Source organism: Pseudomonas sp. 1, from assembly GCF_056626735.1.
In genome coordinates, this window is sequence record NZ_JBWXMQ010000028.1 from 34,152 (window position 1) to 53,911 (window position 19,760).

Consider the following 19,760-nt stretch of genomic DNA (forward strand, 5'->3'; position numbering starts at 1 on the left):
TGAACCGCGTAGCGCTTACAGGAAGATGAACTTGGCGATGAAGATCGCGCAGAGCACCCACAGGCTGACGGAGATCTCTTTGTATTTACCGGTGCCGGCCTTCAGCGCGACATAGGTAATGAAGCCCAGCGCGATACCGTCGGCAACCGAGAAGGTCAGCGGCATCATGATCGCGGTGACGATCGCCGGAATGCTGTCGGTCGCTTCGTCCCATTCGATGTGCGCCATGCCGCCCATCATCAGCATCGCTACGTAAATCAACGCGCCGGCGGTGGCATAGGCGGGAATCATGCCGGCCAGCGGTGCAAAGAACATCGCGGCTATAAATAGCACACCCACGGTGACTGCGGTAAGACCAGTCCGACCACCAGCCGCTACACCGGCAGCACTTTCCACGTAGCTGGTGACCGGCGGAACGCCGACGACTGCACCGAATACGCTGGAGGCGGAGTCGGCTTTCATCGCGCGGGAAAGGTTTTCGATGCGGCCGTCAGCGTTCACCAGGTTGGCGCGCTGGGCGACGCCCATCAGGGTGCCGGCGGTGTCGAACATGTGTACGAAGAGGAAGGCCAGTACCACGCTGATCATGCTGACGTTGAATACGCCGGCGACGTTCATGGCCATGAAGGTCGGCGCCAGGCTTGGCGGGGCGGACATGATGCCCTCGTAGTGCACCAGACCAATCCCCCAGCCGGCGAGGGTGACGGTGATGATGCTGATGAGGATCGCGCCAAACACTTTGTGGTAACTGAGGATCGCGATCATCAGGAAGCAGATGGCGGCAAGCAGCGGGCCGGGTTCACGCAGTGAGCCGAGTTTGATCAGGGTGGCCGGGCTATCGACCACAATGCCGGCGGTTTTCAGGCCGATCAGCCCGAGGAACAGACCCACGCCGGCGCCCATTGCATAGCGCAGGCTGACCGGAATGCTGTTGAGCAGCCATTCGCGAATCCGCGAAAAGGTCAGGATCATGAACAGCACGCCCGAGACGAACACCGCACCGAGGGCGGTTTCCCAGTTGTAGCCCATGGTGCCGACCACGGTATAGGTGAAAAACGCGTTGAGGCCCATGCCCGGCGCCAGGCCTACCGGCCAGTTGGCGTAGAGGCCCATCAGCAGGCAGCCCAGCGCAGCGGCGATACAGGTGGCGACAAAGGCTGCACCGTGATCGATCCCGGCATCGGCCATGATGTTCGGGTTGACGAAAATGATGTAGGCCATGGTGATGAAGGTTGTCAGACCGGCAATCAGCTCGGTCTTCACCGTGGTGCCATGCAAGCTGAGTTTGAAGATGCGCTCAAGCAGGCCAGTGCGTAACGGCGGCGAGAGTTCCAGCGTCGATGCTTCGGATTTGCGGCTTTCCACAGCGAGTACTCCTCAAGAGTTTTATTGTTATTTCCAGGACCGGACCCATGAGGGGTGGCAGCGGCCCTTTGAGGCATACGCGAATTTGTTGACCATGCGGTCAGGAACTCGCACGCTGTGGATTATGCTTTTGTGTACAAATAAAGCAAATATTGTTTTTGATTTTGTGGACGAAAAGATCGGCGATCGAGCTATATCACTCGTTCGGGCGATTGGTTCCCAGCGCCAGATTCACCGCCAGCCAACCGTTGACCGCCGTTTCGCCGGCTTCGGCAAAGACCCGCTCGAGCAATTTCACCTGCTCGCGGCGCAGCGCCTGTTCGAATTTCGCGCCTTCAACCGTCAGCTCCAGCAGGCGCTTGCGCTTGTCAGTCTCGGACGCCACGCTGTCCACCAGATGCATTTCCTGTAACTGACGCAACGGCATGTTCAGCGCCTGCTTGCTGACGCCGAGCAGCGCGAGCAATTCCTTGACGCTCAGGTTCGGGTAGCGGGCGATGAAAAACACAATGCGTTGGTGCACTCGGGACAAGCCGCGACGCTCAAGCATTTCATCGGCCTTGGCGGTGAATGCCTGGTAACCAAAGAAAAAGGCTTCCATGGCCTGTTGTTGGCTGGCGCAGTTTTTAAGGTCAAGCATATTGACGCTTCCAGTGAGGGTGTCGTAATTTCAGTCAACAAGTTTGACTCATTTTTCCCATGCCTCGCTAGCGGTGACTTCCATGGCTTTTTCCGAACGTGTCTCGCGCCTCAAAAGTTCTCTGATCCGTGAAATCCTTGCCGCGGCCCAGCGCCCGGAAGTCATGTCTTTTGCCGGCGGTTTGCCTGCAGAAGCCATGTTGCCGAAGGTCGAGTGGGCCGACATGCCGCTGTCTCTCGGCCAGTACGGCATGAGCGAAGGAGAGCCTGCACTGCGCGAAGCGCTGGCGGCAGAGGCGAGGGCGCTGGGTTTGCCGTGTGAGGCGAGTCAGGTGCTGGTGGTCAGCGGTTCTCAGCAGACCCTCGACCTGGCGGCCAAGCTGTACATCGACAAAGGCACCGAAATCCTGCTCGAAGCGCCGACGTATCTGGCGGCCTTGCAGATTTTCCAACTGTTCGGCGCCGATTGCCTGACCGTGCCGCTGGAGGCTGACGGTCCGAACCTTGCGCAATTGCGTCAGCGTCTGGAGCAGCATCGTCCGGCGTTCATCTATTTGATTCCGACCTTCCAGAACCCGTCTGCCGTGCGCTACAGCGAAGCCAGGCGCGAAGCCGTTGCGGCATTGCTCGACGAATTCGGCGTGACCCTGATCGAAGACGAACCCTACCGCGAACTGACCTTCGACGGCGGCAGCGCCCAGCCGATTGCCGGACGCCTGAAAAAATCCAGCTGGATCTACACCGGCACCGTGTCGAAAACCCTGTTGCCAGGCTTGCGTGTCGGCTACCTGATTGCCAGCCCGGAGCTGTTCCCGCACCTGCTCAAACTGAAACAATCGGCAGATCTGCACACCAATCGTATCGGTCAGTGGCAAGCATTGCAGTGGATCGGCAGTGAGAAATATCAGCAGCACTTGAGTGAATTGCGCAGCTTCTACCGTCAGCGCCGCGATGCATTTCAAGCAGCGCTGGAAATCCATTTCGCCGACCTGGCGGACTGGAACACGCCGCAAGGCGGGCTGTTTTTCTGGCTGACACTGAAGCAACCGCTGGACACCCGAACGTTGCTGAATACCGCGCTGGCCAATGATGTAGCGTTCATGCCAGGCGAACCGTTCTTCCCCGAGCCCGATCGCAATTCCGGCCACCTGCGCCTGAACTTCAGCCACATTGATCCGGCTCGTCTGGACGAAGGGCTCAAGCGGCTGGCAGCGGTGGTGCGCCAGGCGCAGGCGGCGCAGGCGGCATGAAAAAGCCGGCCCTCAGGCCGGTTTTTTTTGAGTCAGACTGCGGCGAACCGCTGGTTCAGATATTCGATGATGGTGTTGGACTCGTACATCCAGGTGGTCTGGCCGTTCTCTTCGATGCGCAGGCACGGCACTTTGATCTTGCCGCCCTGTTCCAGCAGGGTCTGACGATCCTGCTCGTTGTTTTTCGCGTCCTTCAGGGCCACCGGAACGTTCAGGCGGCGCAGGCTGCGGCGGGTCTTCACGCAGAACGGGCAGGCGTGGAACTGATACAGGGTCAGGTCCTTGGCGGCGGCGTCAACCTGAGCCTGGGCAGCGGCGGGGCGCTGTTTCTTGCCTGGGCGAGTCAGGAAATCAACGAAGATGATCAGTTGGCCGAGGCCGACACGAAGCGCTTTGACGAACACGTTACAAGCCTCACAGGGACATTGAAGAAGGCGCGCAGCTTACCCGATTTTTCACGGACGAAAAAAAACCGGCGATCAACGCCGGTTCTTTTCTGCAATCAATTACTTGATCAGGCTGAGAAACTCGCTGCGGGTCGCCGCGTTTTCGCGGAACTCACCGAGCATCACCGAGGTGATCATCGACGAATTCTGTTTCTCCACACCGCGCATCATCATGCACATGTGCTTGGCCTCGATCACCACCGCCACGCCCAGCGCGCCGGTGACCTGCTGGACCGCGTCGGCGATCTGGCGGCTGAGGTTTTCCTGGATCTGCAGGCGGCGGGCGTACATGTCGACGATCCGCGCGACCTTCGACAGGCCCAGCACTTTGCCGCTCGGGATGTACGCGACGTGGGCCTTGCCGATGAACGGCAGCAGGTGGTGTTCGCACAACGAGTAGAGCTCGATGTCCTTGACCAGCACCATTTCGCTGTTGTCGGAGCTGAACAGGGCACCGTTGGTGACCTCTTCGAGCGTCTGTTCATAACCGCGGCAGAGGTACTGCATGGCTTTGGCGGCACGTTTTGGCGTGTCGCGCAGGCCCTCGCGGGAGACGTCCTCGCCCAATTGGCCGAGAATCGCGGTGTAATTCTGTTCCAGGGACATGAAACTACCTGTGGGGATTTTCGCAAAGGGCAAGGGTACGGTGGCGGACACGACCCTGCAAGTTCGGTGTAACGGGATTATTCGTCGCGGCCTTCCATCATGGTGCGTTTGAGCATCACATACACGGCGCCGGCACCGCCATGTTTCGCCTGGCACGAGCAGAAACCGAGCACTTGCGCGTGCTGGCGCAGCCAGGTGTTGACGTGGCTTTTGATCATCGGCCGCTTGCCGTCCAGACGCACAGCCTTGCCGTGGGTGACGCGCACGCAGCGGATTTCGAATTTGGTCGCTTCGGCCAGAAAGGCCCAAAGGGTTTCGCGGGCCTTTTCCACGCTCATGCCGTGCAGGTCGAGGCTGCCTTCGAACGGGATCTGCCCGATCTTGAGCTTGCGCATCTGGCTTTCCTGCACCCCGTCGCGAGCCCACATCAGCTCGTCTTCCGGGCCGACGTCAATCACGAACTGATCGGACAAACCGTCAACGGTCGTGGTGTCGGTGCGCACGGTGGCAGACTGGCGCAGCTTGGCGATCCGGTCACGGTCAGCCTTGGGTTTGCCGGTGTCGGCGCGGTCGTGCTTGATCGGCTTGACGCCTTGGATCGCACTTTTGAACAGGGAAAAATCGTCGTCTTGCATGTCAGCCTCCGCGAAGGGCGGCCAGTTTACCCAAACAGACACGAAACGGCCCGGCAAAAAGCCAGGCCGTCGATTCAATCATGTTTTTTCATCAGGTGCGGGGACATGTTCAGCTCCCGCGATTGACGTGCGCGACGCCGGCACCGACGCCACAGGGCCACACCGAAATACAGGAACAGCAGGCCGACCGCGAGAATGATTGCCGAGCCGAGCGGTGTTGCATTCAGATCGCCGAGCGCCGGCGGGCGCCCCAGCAGGCTGGCGGCCCCGGCCATCGCCAGCAGCACGCCGAACGTGGCCAGAATGGCCGCGATCGCCGCGCCGAATCGAAATCGCCAGTTGCTTTGGCCTTTGGGCCGCAAGCGGCGTGCGTCAAATCCATCGGATAACTTCATTCCGACCTTCCTCAATGGGTATCGGCCCTTCGACCGGGAGTTGACCGGGTTGTTCCTGAGGCTAGGGTAATTGAAGCAAATGCGAGGTCTTTGCAGATGAGCGGCGGGCTGAGCCGCTCATTTTCGGTCGATCAGATCAGATCCTGGGTCAGCGCGAGGGTGGCGAAGTTGTCGGCCATGATTGCCATTTCCGCTTCCTGCACCTGTTCGGCGCTGAGCACGCGGCCCTTGAACGGCAGATCGCGGGTGGCGCAGGCGTCTTCGACGAGGGTGCAACGGAAACCCAGGTTTTTCGCCGCGCGCACGGTGGTGCTGACGCTGGAGTGGCTCATGAAGCCGCAGACGATCAGGTCCAGCGAGCCGATGGTTTGCAGACGATCGTAGAGTTCGGTGCCGTGAAAGGCGCTCGGCAGCAACTTGCCGATGATGGTTTCATCGCCCTGGGGTTCCAGGCCGGGGATGAACTCGCCGCGCTCGCCCTGCGGGTCGAACAGACCGCCGACAGTGCCGAGGTGACGCACGTGCACGATCGGCCGGCCGGCTGCACGGGCGGCGGCAACCAGTTGTTTGATGTTCGCAACCGCCGCGTCCATGCCGCTCAGGGCCAGCGGGCCGCTGAGGTACTCTTTCTGGGCATCGATGATGACCACGGTGGCATGGCTCAACGTGGCCGCTGCGTAACCGCGACCGCTGAGTTGAAACATCGTTTTTGGAACGGACATTCTGGGGCTCCTTCGGGTGGGGCTTTTGCGACATTGTCCTCTGGCTGAGCGGTTCTGTGAATCGCTACCATCGTAGGCACCGTCGTTGCTGGCCTGCAGCCTTGTCAAGTTACACGATCTGTTCAATAGCCGAGTGGAAAATCGGAAGCGTCCTACCGTCGCCCCGGAATCCTTCCTGCGTCGTCGTGGAGCGTTTTGGCTGCTAGAATCGCCAGTCGTTTTTTCTGGAGTTCTGCCCCGTGATCACTTCCCGACTTCGTACCCTGCGCGACCACATCCGTTGGGCCGTCAGCCGCTTCCATGGGGAGGATCTGTTTTTCGGCCATGGCACCGACAATGCCTGGGACGAAGCCCGACAGCTAGTGCTCGGTGCCTTGCACTTGCCATGGGAAATCGCCGACAGCTATCTCGATTGCGCGCTGGAAGACGATGAGCTGGTCAACCTTCAGCGCCTGCTCAAGCGCCGCATCGAAGAACGCATTCCGACCGCTTACCTGCTGGGCGAAGCCTGGTTCTGCGGCATGTCGTTCATCGTCGATGAACGCGTGCTGATCCCGCGTTCGCCGATTGGCGAGCTGATCGAAAACCGTTTTGCCCCATGGATCGGTGACGAACCCGCGCGCATTCTCGATCTGTGCACCGGCTCCGGTTGCATCGGTATCGCGTGCGCATACGAGTTCCAGAACGCCGAAGTGGTGCTGGCGGATCTGTCATTCGAAGCGCTGGAAGTGGCGAACCAGAACATCGAGCGTCATGGCGTCGATGAGCGTGTGTTCACCGTGCAGGGCGATGGTTTCGATGGGCTTCCGGGTCAACGTTTCGACCTGATCGTGTCGAACCCGCCCTACGTCGATGCGGAAGATTTCGCCGACATGCCGGACGAATACCAGCACGAGCCGGAACTGGGCCTGGCCTGCGGCGACGATGGTTTGAACCTGGTGCGTCGGATGCTCGCCGAAGCGGCGGATCATCTGACCGAGAAGGGTTTGCTGATTGTCGAGGTGGGCAACAGCCAGGTACACGTCGAAGCGCTGTACCCGGAAGTCGATTTCGCCTGGCTGGAGTTCGAGCGCGGCGGGCATGGCGTGTTCATGCTGACTGCCGAACAGTGCCGCGAACATCAGGCGCTGTTCGCTTCCCGCGTCTGACCTGAAACGATCGTTCCCACCCCGGTGGGAACGATCATTGGCTTAGCGGTGCGTTGCAATCCAGATCAGCAGCCCGGCCTGAAACACCGCAAACGCCACCAGGCAGGTAATGGTGAAGCGCAATCCGGCGTCTTCGCGCTTGAACTTGCTGACCTTGTCTTCCTGCTTCTTCAGCTTCACTTCCTGCTCGGCCAGATTCTGCTCGGCCTGCTGCAACATCTGTGCAGCTTCAAGAATTTCGACGATCTGCAGCTTTTCGCTGTTCCAGTCGCCCAGCAGGTCACCGACCTGGACTTCCTTGACGCTACCCTTCAAATGCTGGGCGTCGGCGTAAACCACGTCGAAGCCATGCACCCGCAGAAAGTGGTCGCGGCGCAGGCGGGTGTCTTCGTTCAGCGCGTCCTTGTTGTTCAAGTCCATGCCGTCGACGGTGTAGGTGGGCCAGCGCTTTTTCGCCCAATTGATGCCCTGGGCGGCCATGAAACGGCCGATGCCACGGTTCATCGGTTCGATCTGCAAACCGCTGTCCGGGCCGAAATGCACGCGTTTGGTCGCGTGGTCGACCCACACGTCCAGATGATTCTGTTCCTTGCGAACGCGCTGAGCGGGCAACTTGATCGCCATGCGCATCAGGCTGTGTTCTTTGCTGTTGCGTTCCGCGTAACCGAACTCAACGAAGCGCAGCGGCCGTCCGCCGGTGTTGCGGTCGGTCTGTAACGGCGCCAGGCGGAGCATCTTGTGGTGCTCGACGTGGACGTCCGCCCATGGCAGCTCGACCGCTGGCGGTGCGTCTTTTTCAGCGGTGGTGTCGGGTGAAGTCTGGGTATCAGTCATAACGGCGAGATCCTGTCCAAGCTGCTTGCCGCCAGCCAGTACGCTGGCGACAAAGGCTTATCGGCCGTTTTTCAAAGTCCTAGAGGGTCTGGGGGCGTTCTCAGCTAGTTTTTACGCGTGAAAACTAGCTGAGAACGCCCCCTAGCGCTTAACGGGTGCGAAGTCCGTCAATAAATTCAAGGACGCGGGTCCCCAGCTCCGCCGCCAGGGGCAAATTCGGGTCCTTGTAGGAAGCCAGTTGCCGCTTCACGTCGTTGGGCACGATGCGCAACACGTGGTTCATGCCTTCGATCAGCGCCAGTTGCGCGTCCGGTTTGGCGGCCTTGAGCAATTTCGCATCATCGACCTGAACTTGAATGTCGTTGCTGCCTTGCACGATCAGCGCCGGCATTTTCAGCCGGGCGAAGGCCGCTGCCGGATCCTGACGGAACAGCGAAATGAGGTACGGCTGCACGCTCGGACGGAAAATCACCTGCAACGGCGCCGGCACATTGTCGTCGGTGCGCCCGGCCTTGAGGCTGTCGAGCAGTTCATTGCTGCGCAGCATCAGCGCAGGAGGGAGGCTGCGGGCCAGTTGCCGGCGCAGCACCTGATCGATCGGTCGAGCCGTGCCGGAGAGCGAAATGACCGCCGCTGCGTCGACCTTTGGAGCAGCAAGGCTGGCAATCAGCGCGCCTTCGCTGTGGCCGAGCAGGATCAACGGGCCGAAGCGCGGATCGGCTTTCAGCTTCTGTCCCCAGGCCACGGCGTCCGCCACATAGGCTTCCACCGACAGGTTTCGCTCATCCGGGGTCGCCGCCAGGCTGGCAGCCACGCCGCGCTTGTCGAAACGCACACTGGCGACGTTGTGTCTGGCCAGCACCCAGGCCAATCGCTTGAGGCTGTCATTGCGCCCGCCATCGGGGTTGTTTCCGTCACGATCCGTAGGACCCGAGCCAGAAAGGATCAGGACAACCGGCACGGGGTTGTCGGATTTCGGCAGCAACAGCGAGCCGAAAAGTTTGCCGTTGTCGGTAGTCAACGTGACCGGACGTTGCAGGACAGTCGCCTGGACGAAGCCGGTAAACAGGGAAAGACTCAAGATCAAAACTCGCAGCATCATCACGCCATCATTTGCCAAGGTGCCGGTTGGACTCACCCGCACCGCTAAGGTTCGAGGATGAACTACTCGGTTAGCCTGCGTATACTGGCGCGCATCACGAATTTGGGTTCGATTTCACGGAGCGTCCTGCATGTCCGGCAATACCTACGGCAAGCTGTTCACTGTCACCACCGCGGGCGAAAGCCATGGTCCGGCGTTGGTCGCCATTGTCGACGGCTGCCCGCCGGGCCTGGAGATTTCCCTTGAAGACCTGCAGCGCGACCTCGACCGTCGCAAGCCGGGCACCAGCCGCCACACCACCCAGCGCCAGGAAGCCGACGAAGTCGAAATCCTTTCTGGCGTGTTTGAAGGTCGCACCACCGGCTGCTCCATCGGCCTGCTGATCCGCAACACCGACCAGAAATCCAAGGACTACTCGGCGATCAAGGACCTGTTCCGCCCGGCCCACGCCGACTACACCTACCACCACAAATACGGCGAGCGCGATTATCGCGGCGGCGGTCGCAGCTCCGCGCGGGAAACCGCCATGCGCGTCGCCGCTGGCGCCATCGCCAAGAAGTACCTGGCCAGCCAGGGCATCGTCATTCGCGGCTACATGAGCCAGCTGGGCCCGATCGAAATCCCGTTCAAGACCTGGGAATCGGTCGAGCAGAATGCATTCTTCAGCCCGGATCCGGACAAAGTGCCGGAGCTGGAAGCCTACATGGACCAGTTGCGCCGCGATCAGGACTCCGTCGGGGCGAAGATCACCGTGGTTGCCGAAGGCGTGATGCCGGGCCTGGGCGAGCCGATCTTCGACCGCCTCGACGCCGAACTGGCCCACGCGCTGATGAGCATCAACGCGGTCAAAGGCGTGGAAATCGGCGCCGGTTTCGCCTGCGTCGCCCAACGCGGCACTGAGCACCGTGACGAACTGACCCCGCAAGGTTTCCTCAGCAACAACGCCGGCGGCATCCTCGGCGGGATCTCTTCGGGTCAGCCGATCGTCGCGCACCTGGCCTTGAAGCCGACCTCGAGCATCACCACTCCGGGCCGTTCGATTGACATCGATGGAAACCCGGTCGAAGTGATTACCAAAGGCCGCCACGATCCGTGCGTCGGCATCCGCGCCACGCCGATTGCCGAGGCGATGATGGCCATCGTGTTGATGGATCACCTGTTGCGTCACCGTGGCCAGAACGCCGACGTGCGTGTAAGCACTCCGGTGCTGGGTCAGCTTTGATGGGTGATCTCAAAGCCGCCGCGGTCTGACCGTGGCGGCGCTCCCGTACTGGCGGCTGTCCAGTTTCTATCTGTTCTATTTCGCCTTGCTTGGCTCGACGGCGCCGTTTCTGGCGCTGTACTTCGATCACCTCGGATTCAGCGCCGCGCGCATCGGCGAGCTGGTGGCGATCCCGATGCTGATGCGCTGCGTGGCGCCGAACATCTGGGGCTGGCTTGGCGATTACACCGGCAGACGCCTGGCGATCGTGCGCTTTGGCGCGGTGTGTACGCTGCTGACCTTCTCACTGATCTTCGTCAGCAAGACCTACGCCTGGCTGGCGATGGTCATGGCCTTGCACGCTTTCTTCTGGCACGCGGTGCTGCCGCAGTTCGAAGTCATCACCTTGGCGCATTTACAGGGCCAGACCGCCCGCTACAGTCAGATTCGCCTGTGGGGCTCGATCGGTTTCATCATCACCGTGGTCGCCCTCGGGCGCCTGTTCGAATGGCTCAGCCTCGACATTTACCCGGCGGCGCTGGTGTTGATCATGGCCGGCATCGTGCTCAGCAGTTTGTGGGTGCCGAACGCTCAGCCGCCTCAGGGTAACCGGCCGACGGGCGAAGGCTTTCTCAAACAGTTGCGCAATCCCGGCGTGTTGGCGTTCTTCGGTTGCGTGGCGCTGATGCAGATGAGTCACGGGCCGTATTACACGTTTCTGACCTTGCACCTCGAACGACTGGGTTACAGCCGTGGCGTGATCGGCATGCTCTGGGCGGTCGGCGTGGTGGCGGAAGTGCTGATGTTCATGGCCATGAGCCGGATCCTCGCGCGTTTTTCCCTGCGGCGGGTGCTGATGGCGAGTTTTCTGCTGGCGGCGCTGCGCTGGTTGCTGCTAGGTTCGTTCGCCGAATTCCTGTGGATCCTGTTGTTTGCCCAGGTGCTGCACGCGGCGACGTTCGGAAGCTTTCATGCGGCTGCCATCGCGGTCGTGCAACGTAGCTTCGGCGCGCGCCAGCAAGGGCAGGGCCAGGCGTTGTACGCAGCGCTGGCCGGCACGGGCGGTGCGCTCGGCGCGTTGTATTCCGGCTACAGCTGGAATGCCCTCGGCGCGACATTGACCTTTAGTATTGCCAGTCTCGCAGCGCTCGCCGCTGCCGTTATCATTGCCATTCGAATGCAAGAGGACAGGCCATGAGCCTTACCCGTGAACAGCTCGCCCAGCAAATTGTCGACGCCGGGCGTTTTCTTTATGGTCGCGGCTGGTCGCCGGCCACCAGCAGCAATTACTCGACGCGCCTGTCACCGAGCGAAGCGCTGCTGACCGTGTCCGGCAAGCACAAGGGCCAGTTGGGTCTGGACGATGTGCTCGCTACCGACCTGTCCGGCAACAGCCTGGAACCGGGCAAAAAACCGTCCGCCGAAACTCTGCTGCACACCCAGCTCTATAGCTGGCGTCCGGAAATCGGCGCCGTGTTGCACACCCATTCGGTGAACGCCACGGTGCTGTCGCGCCTGACGCCGGAAGACTTTATCGAGTTCGAAGACTACGAACTGCAAAAGGCCTTCAGCGGCATCTCCACCCACGAATCCCGGGTGCGCGTGCCGATCTTCGACAACGATCAGGACATTGCGCGCCTTGCCGCCAAGGTGCAGCCTTGGCTCGACGCCCATCCCGATTGCGTCGGTTATCTGATTCGCGGCCACGGTCTCTACACCTGGGGCGCGCAGATGAGCGACGCGTTGCGCCAGATCGAGGCCTTTGAATTCCTGTTTGAATGCGAGTTGAAGACCCGCAGCGTCATGAACCGCCAAGGCTGACTTCACCAGAACCAGCCCATTTGCCTGATGAATGCAGTGCCCGACCGGTCTGAAAGAACCGGACGGCAAGGCCGATACCGAGGAGTGCCCCATGAGCAGCCTGTCCGTCTATCACGTTTCCAGCCCCGAAATTCCGAACAAGGTGCTGACCCATTTCGAAGACATCGCCTCGACCCTGGCCGAGCAGGGCGTACGCTTCGACCGCTGGCAGGCCGCCGCGAAAATCCAGCCCGGTGCCAGCCAGGAAGAGGTGATCGGAGCCTATAAAGAGCAGATCGACAAACTGATGACCGAGCGCGGCTACATCACGGTGGATGTGATCAGCCTCAACAGCGACCATCCGCAAAAAGCCGAATTGCGCGCCAAGTTCCTCGAAGAACATCGCCATGGCGAAGACGAAGTGCGTTTTTTCGTCGCCGGTCGTGGCCTGTTTACCCTGCACATCGACGATTACGTCTACGCCGTGCTGTGCGAGAAGAACGACCTGATTTCGGTGCCGGCCGGTACCAAGCATTGGTTCGATATGGGCGAGAACCCGCATTTCGTGGCGATCCGTCTGTTCAACAACCCTGAAGGCTGGGTTGCCAACTTCACCGGCGAAGACATTGCCGGCCGCTTCCCGCGTCTGGAGGACTGAGCCGATGTCGATCAAGGTCATTCTCACCGACATCGAAGGCACCACCAGCGCGGTGAGTTTTGTGTTCGACGTGCTGTTCCCGTACGCAGCGAAACATCTGCCGGACTTCGTTCGCCAGAATGCCCAGCGCGCTGACGTCGCCGAGCAACTGGACGCGGTGCGCCGCGACAGCAACGAACCGCACGCCGACGTTGAGCGGGTCGTGGAAATTCTGCTGGCGTGGATCGCCGAAGACCGCAAAGCCACGCCGCTGAAAGCGTTGCAGGGCATGGTCTGGGAACAGGGTTATCAGGCCGGGCAGTTGAAGGGGCATGTTTACCCGGACGCCGTCGAAGCGCTCCAGCGCTGGCATCAGGCCGGATATCAACTGTTTGTTTATTCGTCCGGTTCGATCCAGGCGCAGAAGCTGATTTTCGGCTGCTCGCAAGCCGGGGATCTGACGCCGCTGTTCAGCGGCTACTTCGACACCACGTCGGGCCCGAAGCGCGAAGCGCAGTCATACAGCAATATCCAGCAGGCCATCGGAGTGGAGCCGAAAGAAATTCTGTTTCTGTCCGACATCGTCCAGGAACTCGACGCCGCCAGGGCCGCCGGTTTGCAAACTTGCGGGCTGGCCCGTGAGGGCGGGGAGCTGGAAGGGCATGTGACCGTCGACAGCTTTACCGGGATCGAACCGGAAGCCTTCTGAGTTCACACAATCGACGCGTAAAAAAAACAGGCCGTGAAGCGAAAGCTTCACGGCCTGTTTTTTTTTACGGTGTTCGAATTACATCGAGTGATAGGTCGGCAGGGCAAAACGCTGCTGACTTTGCAGCATGCCGATTTGCGGCAGCTCACTGGCTTGTTCCGCGAGATCACGGCGGATCGCGCTGATCGCCCACGACAATTGGTCGGCGGCGTGCAATTGCTGATAGGAGAGCACGCGTTTGAACACTTTGCCGTCGGCACTCTTCAGGGTCAGCAAAATCCCGCCATCAGGACGTGGCGCAGTGGTGACGGCGAAGTTGGAGAACAGGGAAGTAAATTTTTCTTGGATCAGGTTCATGTCTTTCGCTCCGTATGCACTTGAATGGCAAGCATGCGTAGGGAGTTGCAGCGATTGTGCCAGTATTTTCGTTTTTAAAAATCCTTATAAATCAATAACATATAAAATTCATTGATTTCTCCTGTCGTGCAATCTGCATGAATGGCCATCGTGCATCCTGCATTTTGCGGGATCGTTGTCGATCTGATGGAACCATTCCGGACTGCCGCAATCGCGCTTCGTCTTGTAGCGCTGGCGGATACAAAACATTGCAAAAACCGCGTGTACAGCCCGCGAATCCCTGACGTATTTTCGGCCTCGACCCTCGCTCGAGAAGCGCCGGTTGCCTCACCCGATTGCCCGACAATAAAAATCCGGCCTGCACGTCAAGGTCGAACGGGAGCTGCCATGCGCCACGCGCCGAGCGACACGATTACCTGGGGCATGATGCTCCGCAAACTGCCGACGATTGCCAGAGCTATCCCACGGGTGGTGAAAGGCATGAAGGTGGCCAACGTCAAGGATCCGACCCAAACCTGTGGCCTGGGCTGGACATTCGAGCAAGCGACCCTGCGTAACCCCGATGGCCCTGCGCTGCTCTCGGGCGAGGTGGTGCTGAGTTATTCACAGGTCAACCAGTGGGCCAACCGCATCGCCCACTATCTGATCGGGCAGGGCATAGGCAAGGGCGATGTGGTGGCGGTGTTCATCGAGAACCGCCCGGAACTGCTGGTGACGATTCTGGCGCTGGCCAAGGTCGGCGCCGTCAGCGCGCTGCTCAATACCTCGCAGACCCGCGATACGCTGATTCACAGCATCAATCTGGTGACGCCGGCGGCGATCGTCGTCGGCGAGGAACTGCTGCCGGCATTTGCGGCGGTACGCGAGCAAGTGTCGATCCCTGCAATGCGCATCTGGTTCGTCGCCGATCAGGATACCTTCAGCCATCCGGGCATCGCGCCCGAGGGCTATATCAACCTGATCAGCGCCAGTGCCGACGCCTCGGGCGACAACCCGGCCAGCAGCCGGCAGATTTTTTTCGACGACCCCTGTTTCTATATCTACACCTCCGGCACCACCGGTTTGCCGAAAGCCGGCGTGTTCAAGCACGGGCGCTGGATGCGCAGTTCGGCGAGCTTCGGCATGATCGCCCTCGACATGCGCCCGGACGACATCGTCTACTGCACCCTGCCGCTGTACCACGCCACCGGGCTTTGCGTGTGCTGGGGCTCGGCGGTCAACGGCGCGTCCGGCTTCGCCATTCGCCGCAAGTTCAGCGCCCGGCAATTCTGGAGCGATGTGCGCCGCTACCGCGCCACCACCATCGGTTACGTCGGCGAGTTGTGCCGGTATCTGGTGGATCAGCCGCTCAGCGCCGACGACAGCCGTCACGACGTGCGCAAGATGATTGGCAATGGTCTGCGGCCCGGCGCGTGGGCCGAGTTCAAGACCCGTTTCGGGGTGCAACACATTTGCGAGCTTTACGCCGCCAGCGACGGCAATATCGGCTTCACCAACATCCTCAACTTCGACAACACCATCGGTTTCTCGCTGATGGCCTGGGAGCTGGTCGCCTACGATCAGGACAGCGGCGAGCCGATTCGTGGCGCTGACGGGTTCATGCGCAAGGTCGACCGGGGCGAGCGGGGCCTGCTGCTGGCGCGAATCGACGACAAGGCGCCGCTGGACGGTTACACCGATCCGCAGAAAACCGCCAAGGTCGTGCTGCAGGACGTATTCACCAAGGGCGATCGCTTTTTTAACACTGGCGATCTGCTGCGCAACATCGGTTTCGGTCATGCGCAGTTTGTCGACCGCCTCGGCGACACCTACCGCTGGAAGGGCGAGAACGTCTCGACCACCGAGGTTGAAAATCTGCTGCTCCAGCACCCGCACATTTCCGAAGCCGTGGCCTATGGCGTGGAAATCCCCAACACCAATGGCCGCGCCGGGATGGCGGCTATCACCCCGGCCGAGTCGCTGGCAACCCTGGATTTCGCCGAATTGCTGGCCTTCGCCCGCCAACGGATGCCGGCCTACGCGGTGCCGCTGTTCTTGCGGGTCAAGGTGAAAATGGAAACCACCGGCACCTTCAAATACCAGAAGACGCGCTTGAAAAACGAAGGCTTCGATCCTGGCCTGACGGGGGATGACCCGATCTATGCCTGGCTGCCGGGGACCGAAACCTACGTACAGTTGACGGATGAAGTTCTCGCGGATATCCGTGCAGGCAAGTACCGCTATTGATATTGGCTATCGCCGGTCTTGGAAAAAAGGGGATGACAGCTATCGCCGCGCTCGGGAAACTATCGGCTTTCCGATTGACCGAAAGTGGAGTTGCCCAATGTCCGACCAAAGCCGCCAGATGACCCCCGAAGAAGCTGCCGAATTCACCGAACAGGTATTCAACAAGGCGCGCGAGGGCGATGCGGTGATGCTGGATCGCCTGATCACTGCGGGCCTACCGGTGAACCTGACCAACAGCAAGGGCGACACCCTGCTGATGCTCGCCAGTTACTACGGTCACGTGGACGCGGTGCAAGTGCTGCTCAAGCACAAGGCCGACCCGGAACAACGCAACGGCAACGGCCAGAGCCCGATTGCCGGCGCGGCGTTCAAGGGTGATCTGGCGGTGGTCAAGGCATTGGTCGCCGGTGGGGCGCAGATCGAAGGCGCTTCCTTTGACGGACGCACGGCGCTGATGATGGCGGCGATGTTCAACCGGGTTGAAATCGTCGACTACTTGATCGACCAGGGCGCGGACCCGAAAGCCAAGGATGCCAACGGCATCACCGCGCTGGACGCTGCCCGCACCATGGGCGCTGTGGACACCACCGCGCAGCTGGAAAAACTGCTGGGCTGAAGCCGCTGGCCGGAACCCGCTCTGTGGCGAAGGCGAGAATGCGCTATCCTTCGCGCCCTCAAAATTCCCTTCGCCACAGGATCCGCCCCCATGAAAGCCGCACTCGCCGAACTCATCAGCAAAATCAGCTCCGGCTGCATGGGCGAAGACGAGATCCTGAAGGTCGCTGACGAAGCGGCACAGGCCTACGCCGATGCCGACGCCTTTCTGACCGCCAACCCAGACATCAACTACGACGACACTTTCCCGATTCCGCTGGGCGAGTGGGTCGTGGTCGGCAGTCTGCCGGAGACCGTGCTGTTCCAGGCCGACACCTACGTTGACCTGTTCGCGCAGATCATTGCCTCGTTCGGGCCAGGCGTCGAGTTCAACCTCAAGCCCAAGCAACTGGCCAAGACCGAAGCGCTGACCGCGCTCAACCGCATCCAGGTGCAGATGAGCAGCCTGAACAAGGAAAACGGCGGTTACACGCTGATGAACTTCAGCCAGTTGCTCGACGACGAACTGCAAGTGGTGCTGGTCTACGGCAACGACGTGCCACGGGTAATGGAACTGTGCGCCGAAGTCGGCATTGCTGCCGCGCCGTCGCTGGAAGCCCTGAAGGTCGCCGTTCACGTTTGAACGCAATAAAAGGGAACCCTGTGCGCGGCCGTCTATCCTAAAAGTGCATGCCACTATTCTGGAGCGACACTATGGGTTCCACGTTCAACGGCCTGGTCGGCCTGATCATTCTTGCGCTCGACATCTGGGCGATCATCAATGTGCTGAAAAGCGGCGCCGAGACCGGGATGAAAATCCTTTGGGTGCTGCTGATCATCCTTCTGCCGGTACTGGGCCTGATCATTTGGGCGATTGCCGGGCCGCGGGGCAACGTGCGGATCTAGTTTCACAACTGAACAGGTTCTTTCCTGTGGGAGCGAGCTTGCTCGCGAAGGCGATTTTTCATTCAGCAAATGTGTTGAGTCGGATGGCCTCTTCGCGAGCAAGCTCGCTCCCACATTTGCCTTTCTGCGGCTTCAAAATGTCGTCTGTCAGCGGAAGGTTCGACCTGTCATCTTCGGCAACGTAGAATGCGCGCCTTTCCCGGGCAATCGAACCTGACGATTGGCGCCCGCGCATTCATCGGAGCACTTCACCATGACCGTCACCAAGACCAGCGAATACCTGGAAACCCTGTACGAAGGCTACGGCCAGCGTTTTCGCATGGAAAAACTGCTGCACGAAGTGCGCACCGAACATCAGCACCTGGTGATCTTCCAGAACCCGCGCATGGGCCGGGTGATGGCGCTGGACGGCGTGATCCAGACCACCGAAGCCGATGAATTCATCTATCACGAAATGCTCACCCACGTGCCGATCCTTGCTCACGGCACCGCCAAACGCGTGCTGATCATCGGCGGCGGCGACGGCGGAATGCTGCGCGAAGTGACCAAACACGCGAGCGTCGAGCACATCACCATGGTCGAGATCGACGGCACCGTGGTCGACATGTGCAAGGAGTTCCTGCCGAACCACTCCAGGGGCGCCTACGACGATCCGCGCCTGAATCTGGTGATCGACGACGGCATGCGCTTCGTCGCCACCACCACCGAAAAATTCGACGTGATCATTTCCGACTCGACCGACCCGATCGGCCCGGGCGAAGTGCTGTTCTCGGAAAACTTCTACCAGGCCTGCCACCGCTGCCTGAACGAGGGCGGCATCCTCGTGACCCAGAACGGCACGCCGTTCATGCAGATCGAAGAAGTGAAAACCACCGCCGGCCGCCTGCGCAGCCTGTTCCCGGACTGGCACTTCTATCAGGCGGCCGTGCCGACCTACATCGGCGGTTCGATGACGTTCGCCTGGGGTTCGACCAACCCGGCCTACCGCAAGCTGAGTCGCGAAATCCTGCAACAGCGCTTCATCGGCAGCGGCATCGTCACCCGCTACTACAACCCGGAAATTCACATTGGCGCCTTCGCCTTGCCGCAATACGTGCTGCAAGCGGTGAACAAGCCCAGCAACGACTGATCCTTCGCGGGTAAGAAAAAGCCGAGGCCGGTGTGCGAAAACACACCGGCCTCGGCTTTTTTTAATGTTCAAGGCTGCAATCCCCGGGAACGATCAATCCTGACAAAAGTCGAGATAGATGTAAGCCCACTTGCGGGTTTGATCGAGGAGGCTCCGATGTCAAAGTGGAAAGTCACTTTCGTGGACGATCATGGTGAAACGATCGACGAGGTCTTCGAGTGCGAGGAATGCCCCAGCCATGAACGGGCAGCCCGCCTCATCAAGGAACGATTGCTGCCGGTCGCCGCCGAGCTTGACCTGAACGACCTGGAAGGGCGCACCGCCGATGCCGGCGTAAAAAGCCTGAAAACCCAGCACAGCATCGAAATCCGCAGCATCACCCCAATCTGAATCTTCTTTTACATTACTTGCCAGGCCTTGGCAGCGGCTCTCTCTTGGGGCTACTCTGCAAGCGAGATCAGCGAACGGATCGCTAAGGTCTGGTCTTGTCAGCTACATGCTTGTTTCCCGGCGGCAACGCGGTTGCCGTAATGCCTGGGCTGTTCGGCCAGGTGCAGGGAATACGGAAAGTCTATCCATCTATGCGAGGGGGACGTTTCATGAGCACAGCCTATCAAGAAGACATCAGCAGCAGCGTGCTGCGCCGCATGAAAGAAGGCGGTTTCGATTTTTCCCGATTCCATCCCATCGAGTTCTACGCCATTTTCCCGGACGAGGAGCGGGCGCGCAGGGCGGCAGGCAAGTTTCGCGGTGAATCCATCAATGCCCAGGTCAGTGCGCGCGACGACGGCGCCTGGTCGCTGGAATTGAGCAAAGTGATGTACGCAACCTACGACGATATTGGCGATTTCGAGCAGGGCTTTTCGGCGGTGGTCGAGCCTTTGGGCGGCATCATCGAAGGCTGGGGCGTGAAACAGGAGATCCGCAGCCGGCACCGTTTGAACTGATTACTCTCGCAACACGTCGAGCTACGGCTGACCTTCGGGTCGGCCGTTGTCGTTTCTGCACCTTGAACATTGCACGGCAAAACCCTGAAACAAGAAACCGGCGCAAAAAAAA

24 protein-coding genes are annotated in these 19,760 nt (G+C 60.3%); 14 read left to right on the forward strand and 10 right to left on the reverse strand.

The window, feature by feature from the left end:
* Positions 1-15: 15 nt before the first annotated feature.
* Together AC1MDC_RS27560 and AC1MDC_RS27565 are read right to left on the reverse strand one after the other, a co-directional pair.
* Positions 16-1,365, reverse strand: coding sequence for an NCS2 family permease (locus tag AC1MDC_RS27560; protein WP_039769903.1), 1,350 nt, complete (start codon positions 1,363-1,365; stop codon positions 16-18).
* Between the two features lie 196 nt (positions 1,366-1,561).
* A complete protein-coding gene (locus AC1MDC_RS27565; protein WP_011333199.1) occupies positions 1,562-2,005 on the reverse strand; it encodes a MarR family winged helix-turn-helix transcriptional regulator in 444 nt (147 codons plus the stop codon).
* An 82-nt stretch (positions 2,006-2,087) separates the two neighbouring features.
* On the opposite strand from AC1MDC_RS27565, the gene AC1MDC_RS27570 reads away from it, so the two are divergent.
* Complete coding sequence (locus tag AC1MDC_RS27570; RefSeq protein ID WP_480394108.1) at positions 2,088-3,254, forward strand: aminotransferase-like domain-containing protein; 1,167 nt, start codon at positions 2,088-2,090, stop codon at positions 3,252-3,254.
* A gap of 32 nt (positions 3,255-3,286) precedes the next feature.
* Here AC1MDC_RS27570 and AC1MDC_RS27575 read toward each other — a convergent pair whose 3' ends face one another.
* The 5 genes from AC1MDC_RS27575 to AC1MDC_RS27595 form a co-directional block, all read right to left on the reverse strand.
* Positions 3,287-3,658: a glutaredoxin family protein gene (locus AC1MDC_RS27575; protein ID WP_039769909.1), complete on the reverse strand. Its 372-nt coding sequence runs from the start codon at positions 3,656-3,658 to the stop codon at positions 3,287-3,289.
* Positions 3,659-3,760: 102 nt separating this feature from the next.
* Positions 3,761-4,306: a GTP cyclohydrolase I FolE gene (gene folE, locus AC1MDC_RS27580; protein ID WP_085705311.1), complete on the reverse strand. Its 546-nt coding sequence runs from the start codon at positions 4,304-4,306 to the stop codon at positions 3,761-3,763.
* Positions 4,307-4,383: 77 nt separating this feature from the next.
* Positions 4,384-4,941, reverse strand: coding sequence for a Smr/MutS family protein (locus AC1MDC_RS27585; protein ID WP_039769915.1), 558 nt, complete (start codon positions 4,939-4,941; stop codon positions 4,384-4,386).
* A gap of 74 nt (positions 4,942-5,015) precedes the next feature.
* Positions 5,016-5,336: a hypothetical protein gene (locus tag AC1MDC_RS27590; protein ID WP_007960009.1), complete on the reverse strand. Its 321-nt coding sequence runs from the start codon at positions 5,334-5,336 to the stop codon at positions 5,016-5,018.
* Between the two features lie 131 nt (positions 5,337-5,467).
* Positions 5,468-6,058, reverse strand: coding sequence for a cysteine hydrolase family protein (locus AC1MDC_RS27595; RefSeq protein ID WP_011333204.1), 591 nt, complete (start codon positions 6,056-6,058; stop codon positions 5,468-5,470).
* Positions 6,059-6,297: 239 nt separating this feature from the next.
* Here AC1MDC_RS27595 and prmB point away from each other — a divergent pair, with 239 nt between their 5' ends.
* Complete coding sequence (gene prmB / locus AC1MDC_RS27600; RefSeq protein ID WP_085701178.1) at positions 6,298-7,206, forward strand: 50S ribosomal protein L3 N(5)-glutamine methyltransferase; 909 nt, start codon at positions 6,298-6,300, stop codon at positions 7,204-7,206.
* A 42-nt stretch (positions 7,207-7,248) separates the two neighbouring features.
* Here the strand turns inward: prmB and AC1MDC_RS27605 are convergent, their stop codons facing one another.
* Both AC1MDC_RS27605 and AC1MDC_RS27610 read right to left on the reverse strand, forming a co-directional pair.
* Positions 7,249-8,040 (reverse strand): hypothetical protein, encoded by a 792-nt coding sequence (locus tag AC1MDC_RS27605; RefSeq protein ID WP_085701179.1) that lies wholly within the window; start codon positions 8,038-8,040, stop codon positions 7,249-7,251.
* Between the two features lie 148 nt (positions 8,041-8,188).
* Positions 8,189-9,142 carry an alpha/beta hydrolase gene (locus AC1MDC_RS27610; protein WP_227234991.1) on the reverse strand — a complete coding sequence of 318 codons (954 nt, stop codon included), beginning with the start codon at positions 9,140-9,142 and terminating at the stop codon, positions 8,189-8,191.
* Positions 9,143-9,272: 130 nt separating this feature from the next.
* Between AC1MDC_RS27610 and aroC the strand changes: the two genes are divergently transcribed.
* From aroC to mtnC, 5 genes are all read left to right on the forward strand, one after another.
* Positions 9,273-10,364 (forward strand): chorismate synthase, encoded by a 1,092-nt coding sequence (gene aroC, locus AC1MDC_RS27615; RefSeq protein ID WP_227234993.1) that lies wholly within the window; start codon positions 9,273-9,275, stop codon positions 10,362-10,364.
* A gap of 31 nt (positions 10,365-10,395) precedes the next feature.
* The gene (locus AC1MDC_RS27620) at positions 10,396-11,541 is read left to right on the forward strand and encodes an MFS transporter (RefSeq protein ID WP_480394109.1); all 1,146 of its coding nucleotides are present in this window, start codon (positions 10,396-10,398) and stop codon (positions 11,539-11,541) included.
* Positions 11,538-12,164: a methylthioribulose 1-phosphate dehydratase gene (locus AC1MDC_RS27625; RefSeq protein ID WP_085710648.1), complete on the forward strand. Its 627-nt coding sequence runs from the start codon at positions 11,538-11,540 to the stop codon at positions 12,162-12,164. Before AC1MDC_RS27620 ends, AC1MDC_RS27625 begins: the two co-directional genes overlap by 4 nt.
* A gap of 91 nt (positions 12,165-12,255) precedes the next feature.
* A complete protein-coding gene (locus tag AC1MDC_RS27630; RefSeq protein WP_039770173.1) occupies positions 12,256-12,801 on the forward strand; it encodes a 1,2-dihydroxy-3-keto-5-methylthiopentene dioxygenase in 546 nt (181 codons plus the stop codon).
* A gap of 4 nt (positions 12,802-12,805) precedes the next feature.
* Positions 12,806-13,489 (forward strand): acireductone synthase, encoded by a 684-nt coding sequence (mtnC, locus tag AC1MDC_RS27635; RefSeq protein WP_085701184.1) that lies wholly within the window; start codon positions 12,806-12,808, stop codon positions 13,487-13,489.
* 78 nt (positions 13,490-13,567) lie between these two features.
* Here mtnC and AC1MDC_RS27640 read toward each other — a convergent pair whose 3' ends face one another.
* Positions 13,568-13,846, reverse strand: coding sequence for a DUF3509 domain-containing protein (locus tag AC1MDC_RS27640; protein ID WP_085701185.1), 279 nt, complete (start codon positions 13,844-13,846; stop codon positions 13,568-13,570).
* 387 nt (positions 13,847-14,233) lie between these two features.
* On the opposite strand from AC1MDC_RS27640, the gene AC1MDC_RS27645 reads away from it, so the two are divergent.
* The 7 genes from AC1MDC_RS27645 to AC1MDC_RS27675 all read left to right on the forward strand — a co-directional run bounded on the left by AC1MDC_RS27645 (position 14,234) and on the right by AC1MDC_RS27675 (position 19,648).
* Positions 14,234-16,072 (forward strand): long-chain-acyl-CoA synthetase, encoded by a 1,839-nt coding sequence (locus tag AC1MDC_RS27645; RefSeq protein WP_480394110.1) that lies wholly within the window; start codon positions 14,234-14,236, stop codon positions 16,070-16,072.
* Positions 16,073-16,169: 97 nt separating this feature from the next.
* A complete protein-coding gene (locus tag AC1MDC_RS27650; RefSeq protein ID WP_085705301.1) occupies positions 16,170-16,688 on the forward strand; it encodes an ankyrin repeat domain-containing protein in 519 nt (172 codons plus the stop codon).
* Between the two features lie 90 nt (positions 16,689-16,778).
* On the forward strand, positions 16,779-17,309 hold the full coding sequence (locus tag AC1MDC_RS27655; protein WP_085701188.1) for a hypothetical protein: 531 nt from the start codon (positions 16,779-16,781) through the stop codon (positions 17,307-17,309).
* 71 nt (positions 17,310-17,380) lie between these two features.
* Positions 17,381-17,572, forward strand: a complete 192-nt coding sequence (locus AC1MDC_RS27660; RefSeq protein WP_007959984.1) for a PLDc N-terminal domain-containing protein — start codon at positions 17,381-17,383, stop codon at positions 17,570-17,572.
* A gap of 253 nt (positions 17,573-17,825) precedes the next feature.
* On the forward strand, positions 17,826-18,701 hold the full coding sequence (gene speE / locus AC1MDC_RS27665; protein WP_085701189.1) for a polyamine aminopropyltransferase: 876 nt from the start codon (positions 17,826-17,828) through the stop codon (positions 18,699-18,701).
* Positions 18,702-18,857: 156 nt separating this feature from the next.
* On the forward strand, positions 18,858-19,091 hold the full coding sequence (locus tag AC1MDC_RS27670; RefSeq protein ID WP_085690506.1) for a hypothetical protein: 234 nt from the start codon (positions 18,858-18,860) through the stop codon (positions 19,089-19,091).
* Between the two features lie 209 nt (positions 19,092-19,300).
* The gene (locus AC1MDC_RS27675) at positions 19,301-19,648 is read left to right on the forward strand and encodes a ribonuclease E inhibitor RraB (RefSeq protein ID WP_085701190.1); all 348 of its coding nucleotides are present in this window, start codon (positions 19,301-19,303) and stop codon (positions 19,646-19,648) included.
* Positions 19,649-19,760 lie beyond the last annotated feature (112 nt).

What these genes read in the sequence shown, in the direction of transcription:
- AC1MDC_RS27565 (WP_011333199.1), bottom strand. Translation starts at nt 2,005, where the DNA reads ATGCTTGACCTTAAAAACTGCGCCAGCCAACAACAGGCCATGGAAGCC.
- AC1MDC_RS27570 (WP_480394108.1), top strand. Translation starts at nt 2,088, where the DNA reads ATGGCTTTTTCCGAACGTGTCTCGCGCCTCAAAAGTTCTCTGATCCGT.
- folE (WP_085705311.1), bottom strand. Translation starts at nt 4,306, where the DNA reads ATGTCCCTGGAACAGAATTACACCGCGATTCTCGGCCAATTGGGCGAG.
- AC1MDC_RS27585 (WP_039769915.1), bottom strand. Translation starts at nt 4,941, where the DNA reads ATGCAAGACGACGATTTTTCCCTGTTCAAAAGTGCGATCCAAGGCGTC.
- AC1MDC_RS27590 (WP_007960009.1), bottom strand. Translation starts at nt 5,336, where the DNA reads ATGAAGTTATCCGATGGATTTGACGCACGCCGCTTGCGGCCCAAAGGC.
- AC1MDC_RS27595 (WP_011333204.1), bottom strand. Translation starts at nt 6,058, where the DNA reads ATGTCCGTTCCAAAAACGATGTTTCAACTCAGCGGTCGCGGTTACGCA.
- AC1MDC_RS27605 (WP_085701179.1), bottom strand. Translation starts at nt 8,040, where the DNA reads ATGACTGATACCCAGACTTCACCCGACACCACCGCTGAAAAAGACGCA.
- AC1MDC_RS27610 (WP_227234991.1), bottom strand. Translation starts at nt 9,142, where the DNA reads ATGATGCTGCGAGTTTTGATCTTGAGTCTTTCCCTGTTTACCGGCTTC.
- aroC (WP_227234993.1), top strand. Translation starts at nt 9,273, where the DNA reads ATGTCCGGCAATACCTACGGCAAGCTGTTCACTGTCACCACCGCGGGC.
- AC1MDC_RS27625 (WP_085710648.1), top strand. Translation starts at nt 11,538, where the DNA reads ATGAGCCTTACCCGTGAACAGCTCGCCCAGCAAATTGTCGACGCCGGG.
- AC1MDC_RS27630 (WP_039770173.1), top strand. Translation starts at nt 12,256, where the DNA reads ATGAGCAGCCTGTCCGTCTATCACGTTTCCAGCCCCGAAATTCCGAAC.
- mtnC (WP_085701184.1), top strand. Translation starts at nt 12,806, where the DNA reads ATGTCGATCAAGGTCATTCTCACCGACATCGAAGGCACCACCAGCGCG.
- AC1MDC_RS27640 (WP_085701185.1), bottom strand. Translation starts at nt 13,846, where the DNA reads ATGAACCTGATCCAAGAAAAATTTACTTCCCTGTTCTCCAACTTCGCC.
- AC1MDC_RS27645 (WP_480394110.1), top strand. Translation starts at nt 14,234, where the DNA reads ATGCGCCACGCGCCGAGCGACACGATTACCTGGGGCATGATGCTCCGC.
- AC1MDC_RS27650 (WP_085705301.1), top strand. Translation starts at nt 16,170, where the DNA reads ATGTCCGACCAAAGCCGCCAGATGACCCCCGAAGAAGCTGCCGAATTC.
- AC1MDC_RS27655 (WP_085701188.1), top strand. Translation starts at nt 16,779, where the DNA reads ATGAAAGCCGCACTCGCCGAACTCATCAGCAAAATCAGCTCCGGCTGC.
- AC1MDC_RS27660 (WP_007959984.1), top strand. Translation starts at nt 17,381, where the DNA reads ATGGGTTCCACGTTCAACGGCCTGGTCGGCCTGATCATTCTTGCGCTC.
- speE (WP_085701189.1), top strand. Translation starts at nt 17,826, where the DNA reads ATGACCGTCACCAAGACCAGCGAATACCTGGAAACCCTGTACGAAGGC.
- AC1MDC_RS27670 (WP_085690506.1), top strand. Translation starts at nt 18,858, where the DNA reads ATGTCAAAGTGGAAAGTCACTTTCGTGGACGATCATGGTGAAACGATC.
- AC1MDC_RS27675 (WP_085701190.1), top strand. Translation starts at nt 19,301, where the DNA reads ATGAGCACAGCCTATCAAGAAGACATCAGCAGCAGCGTGCTGCGCCGC.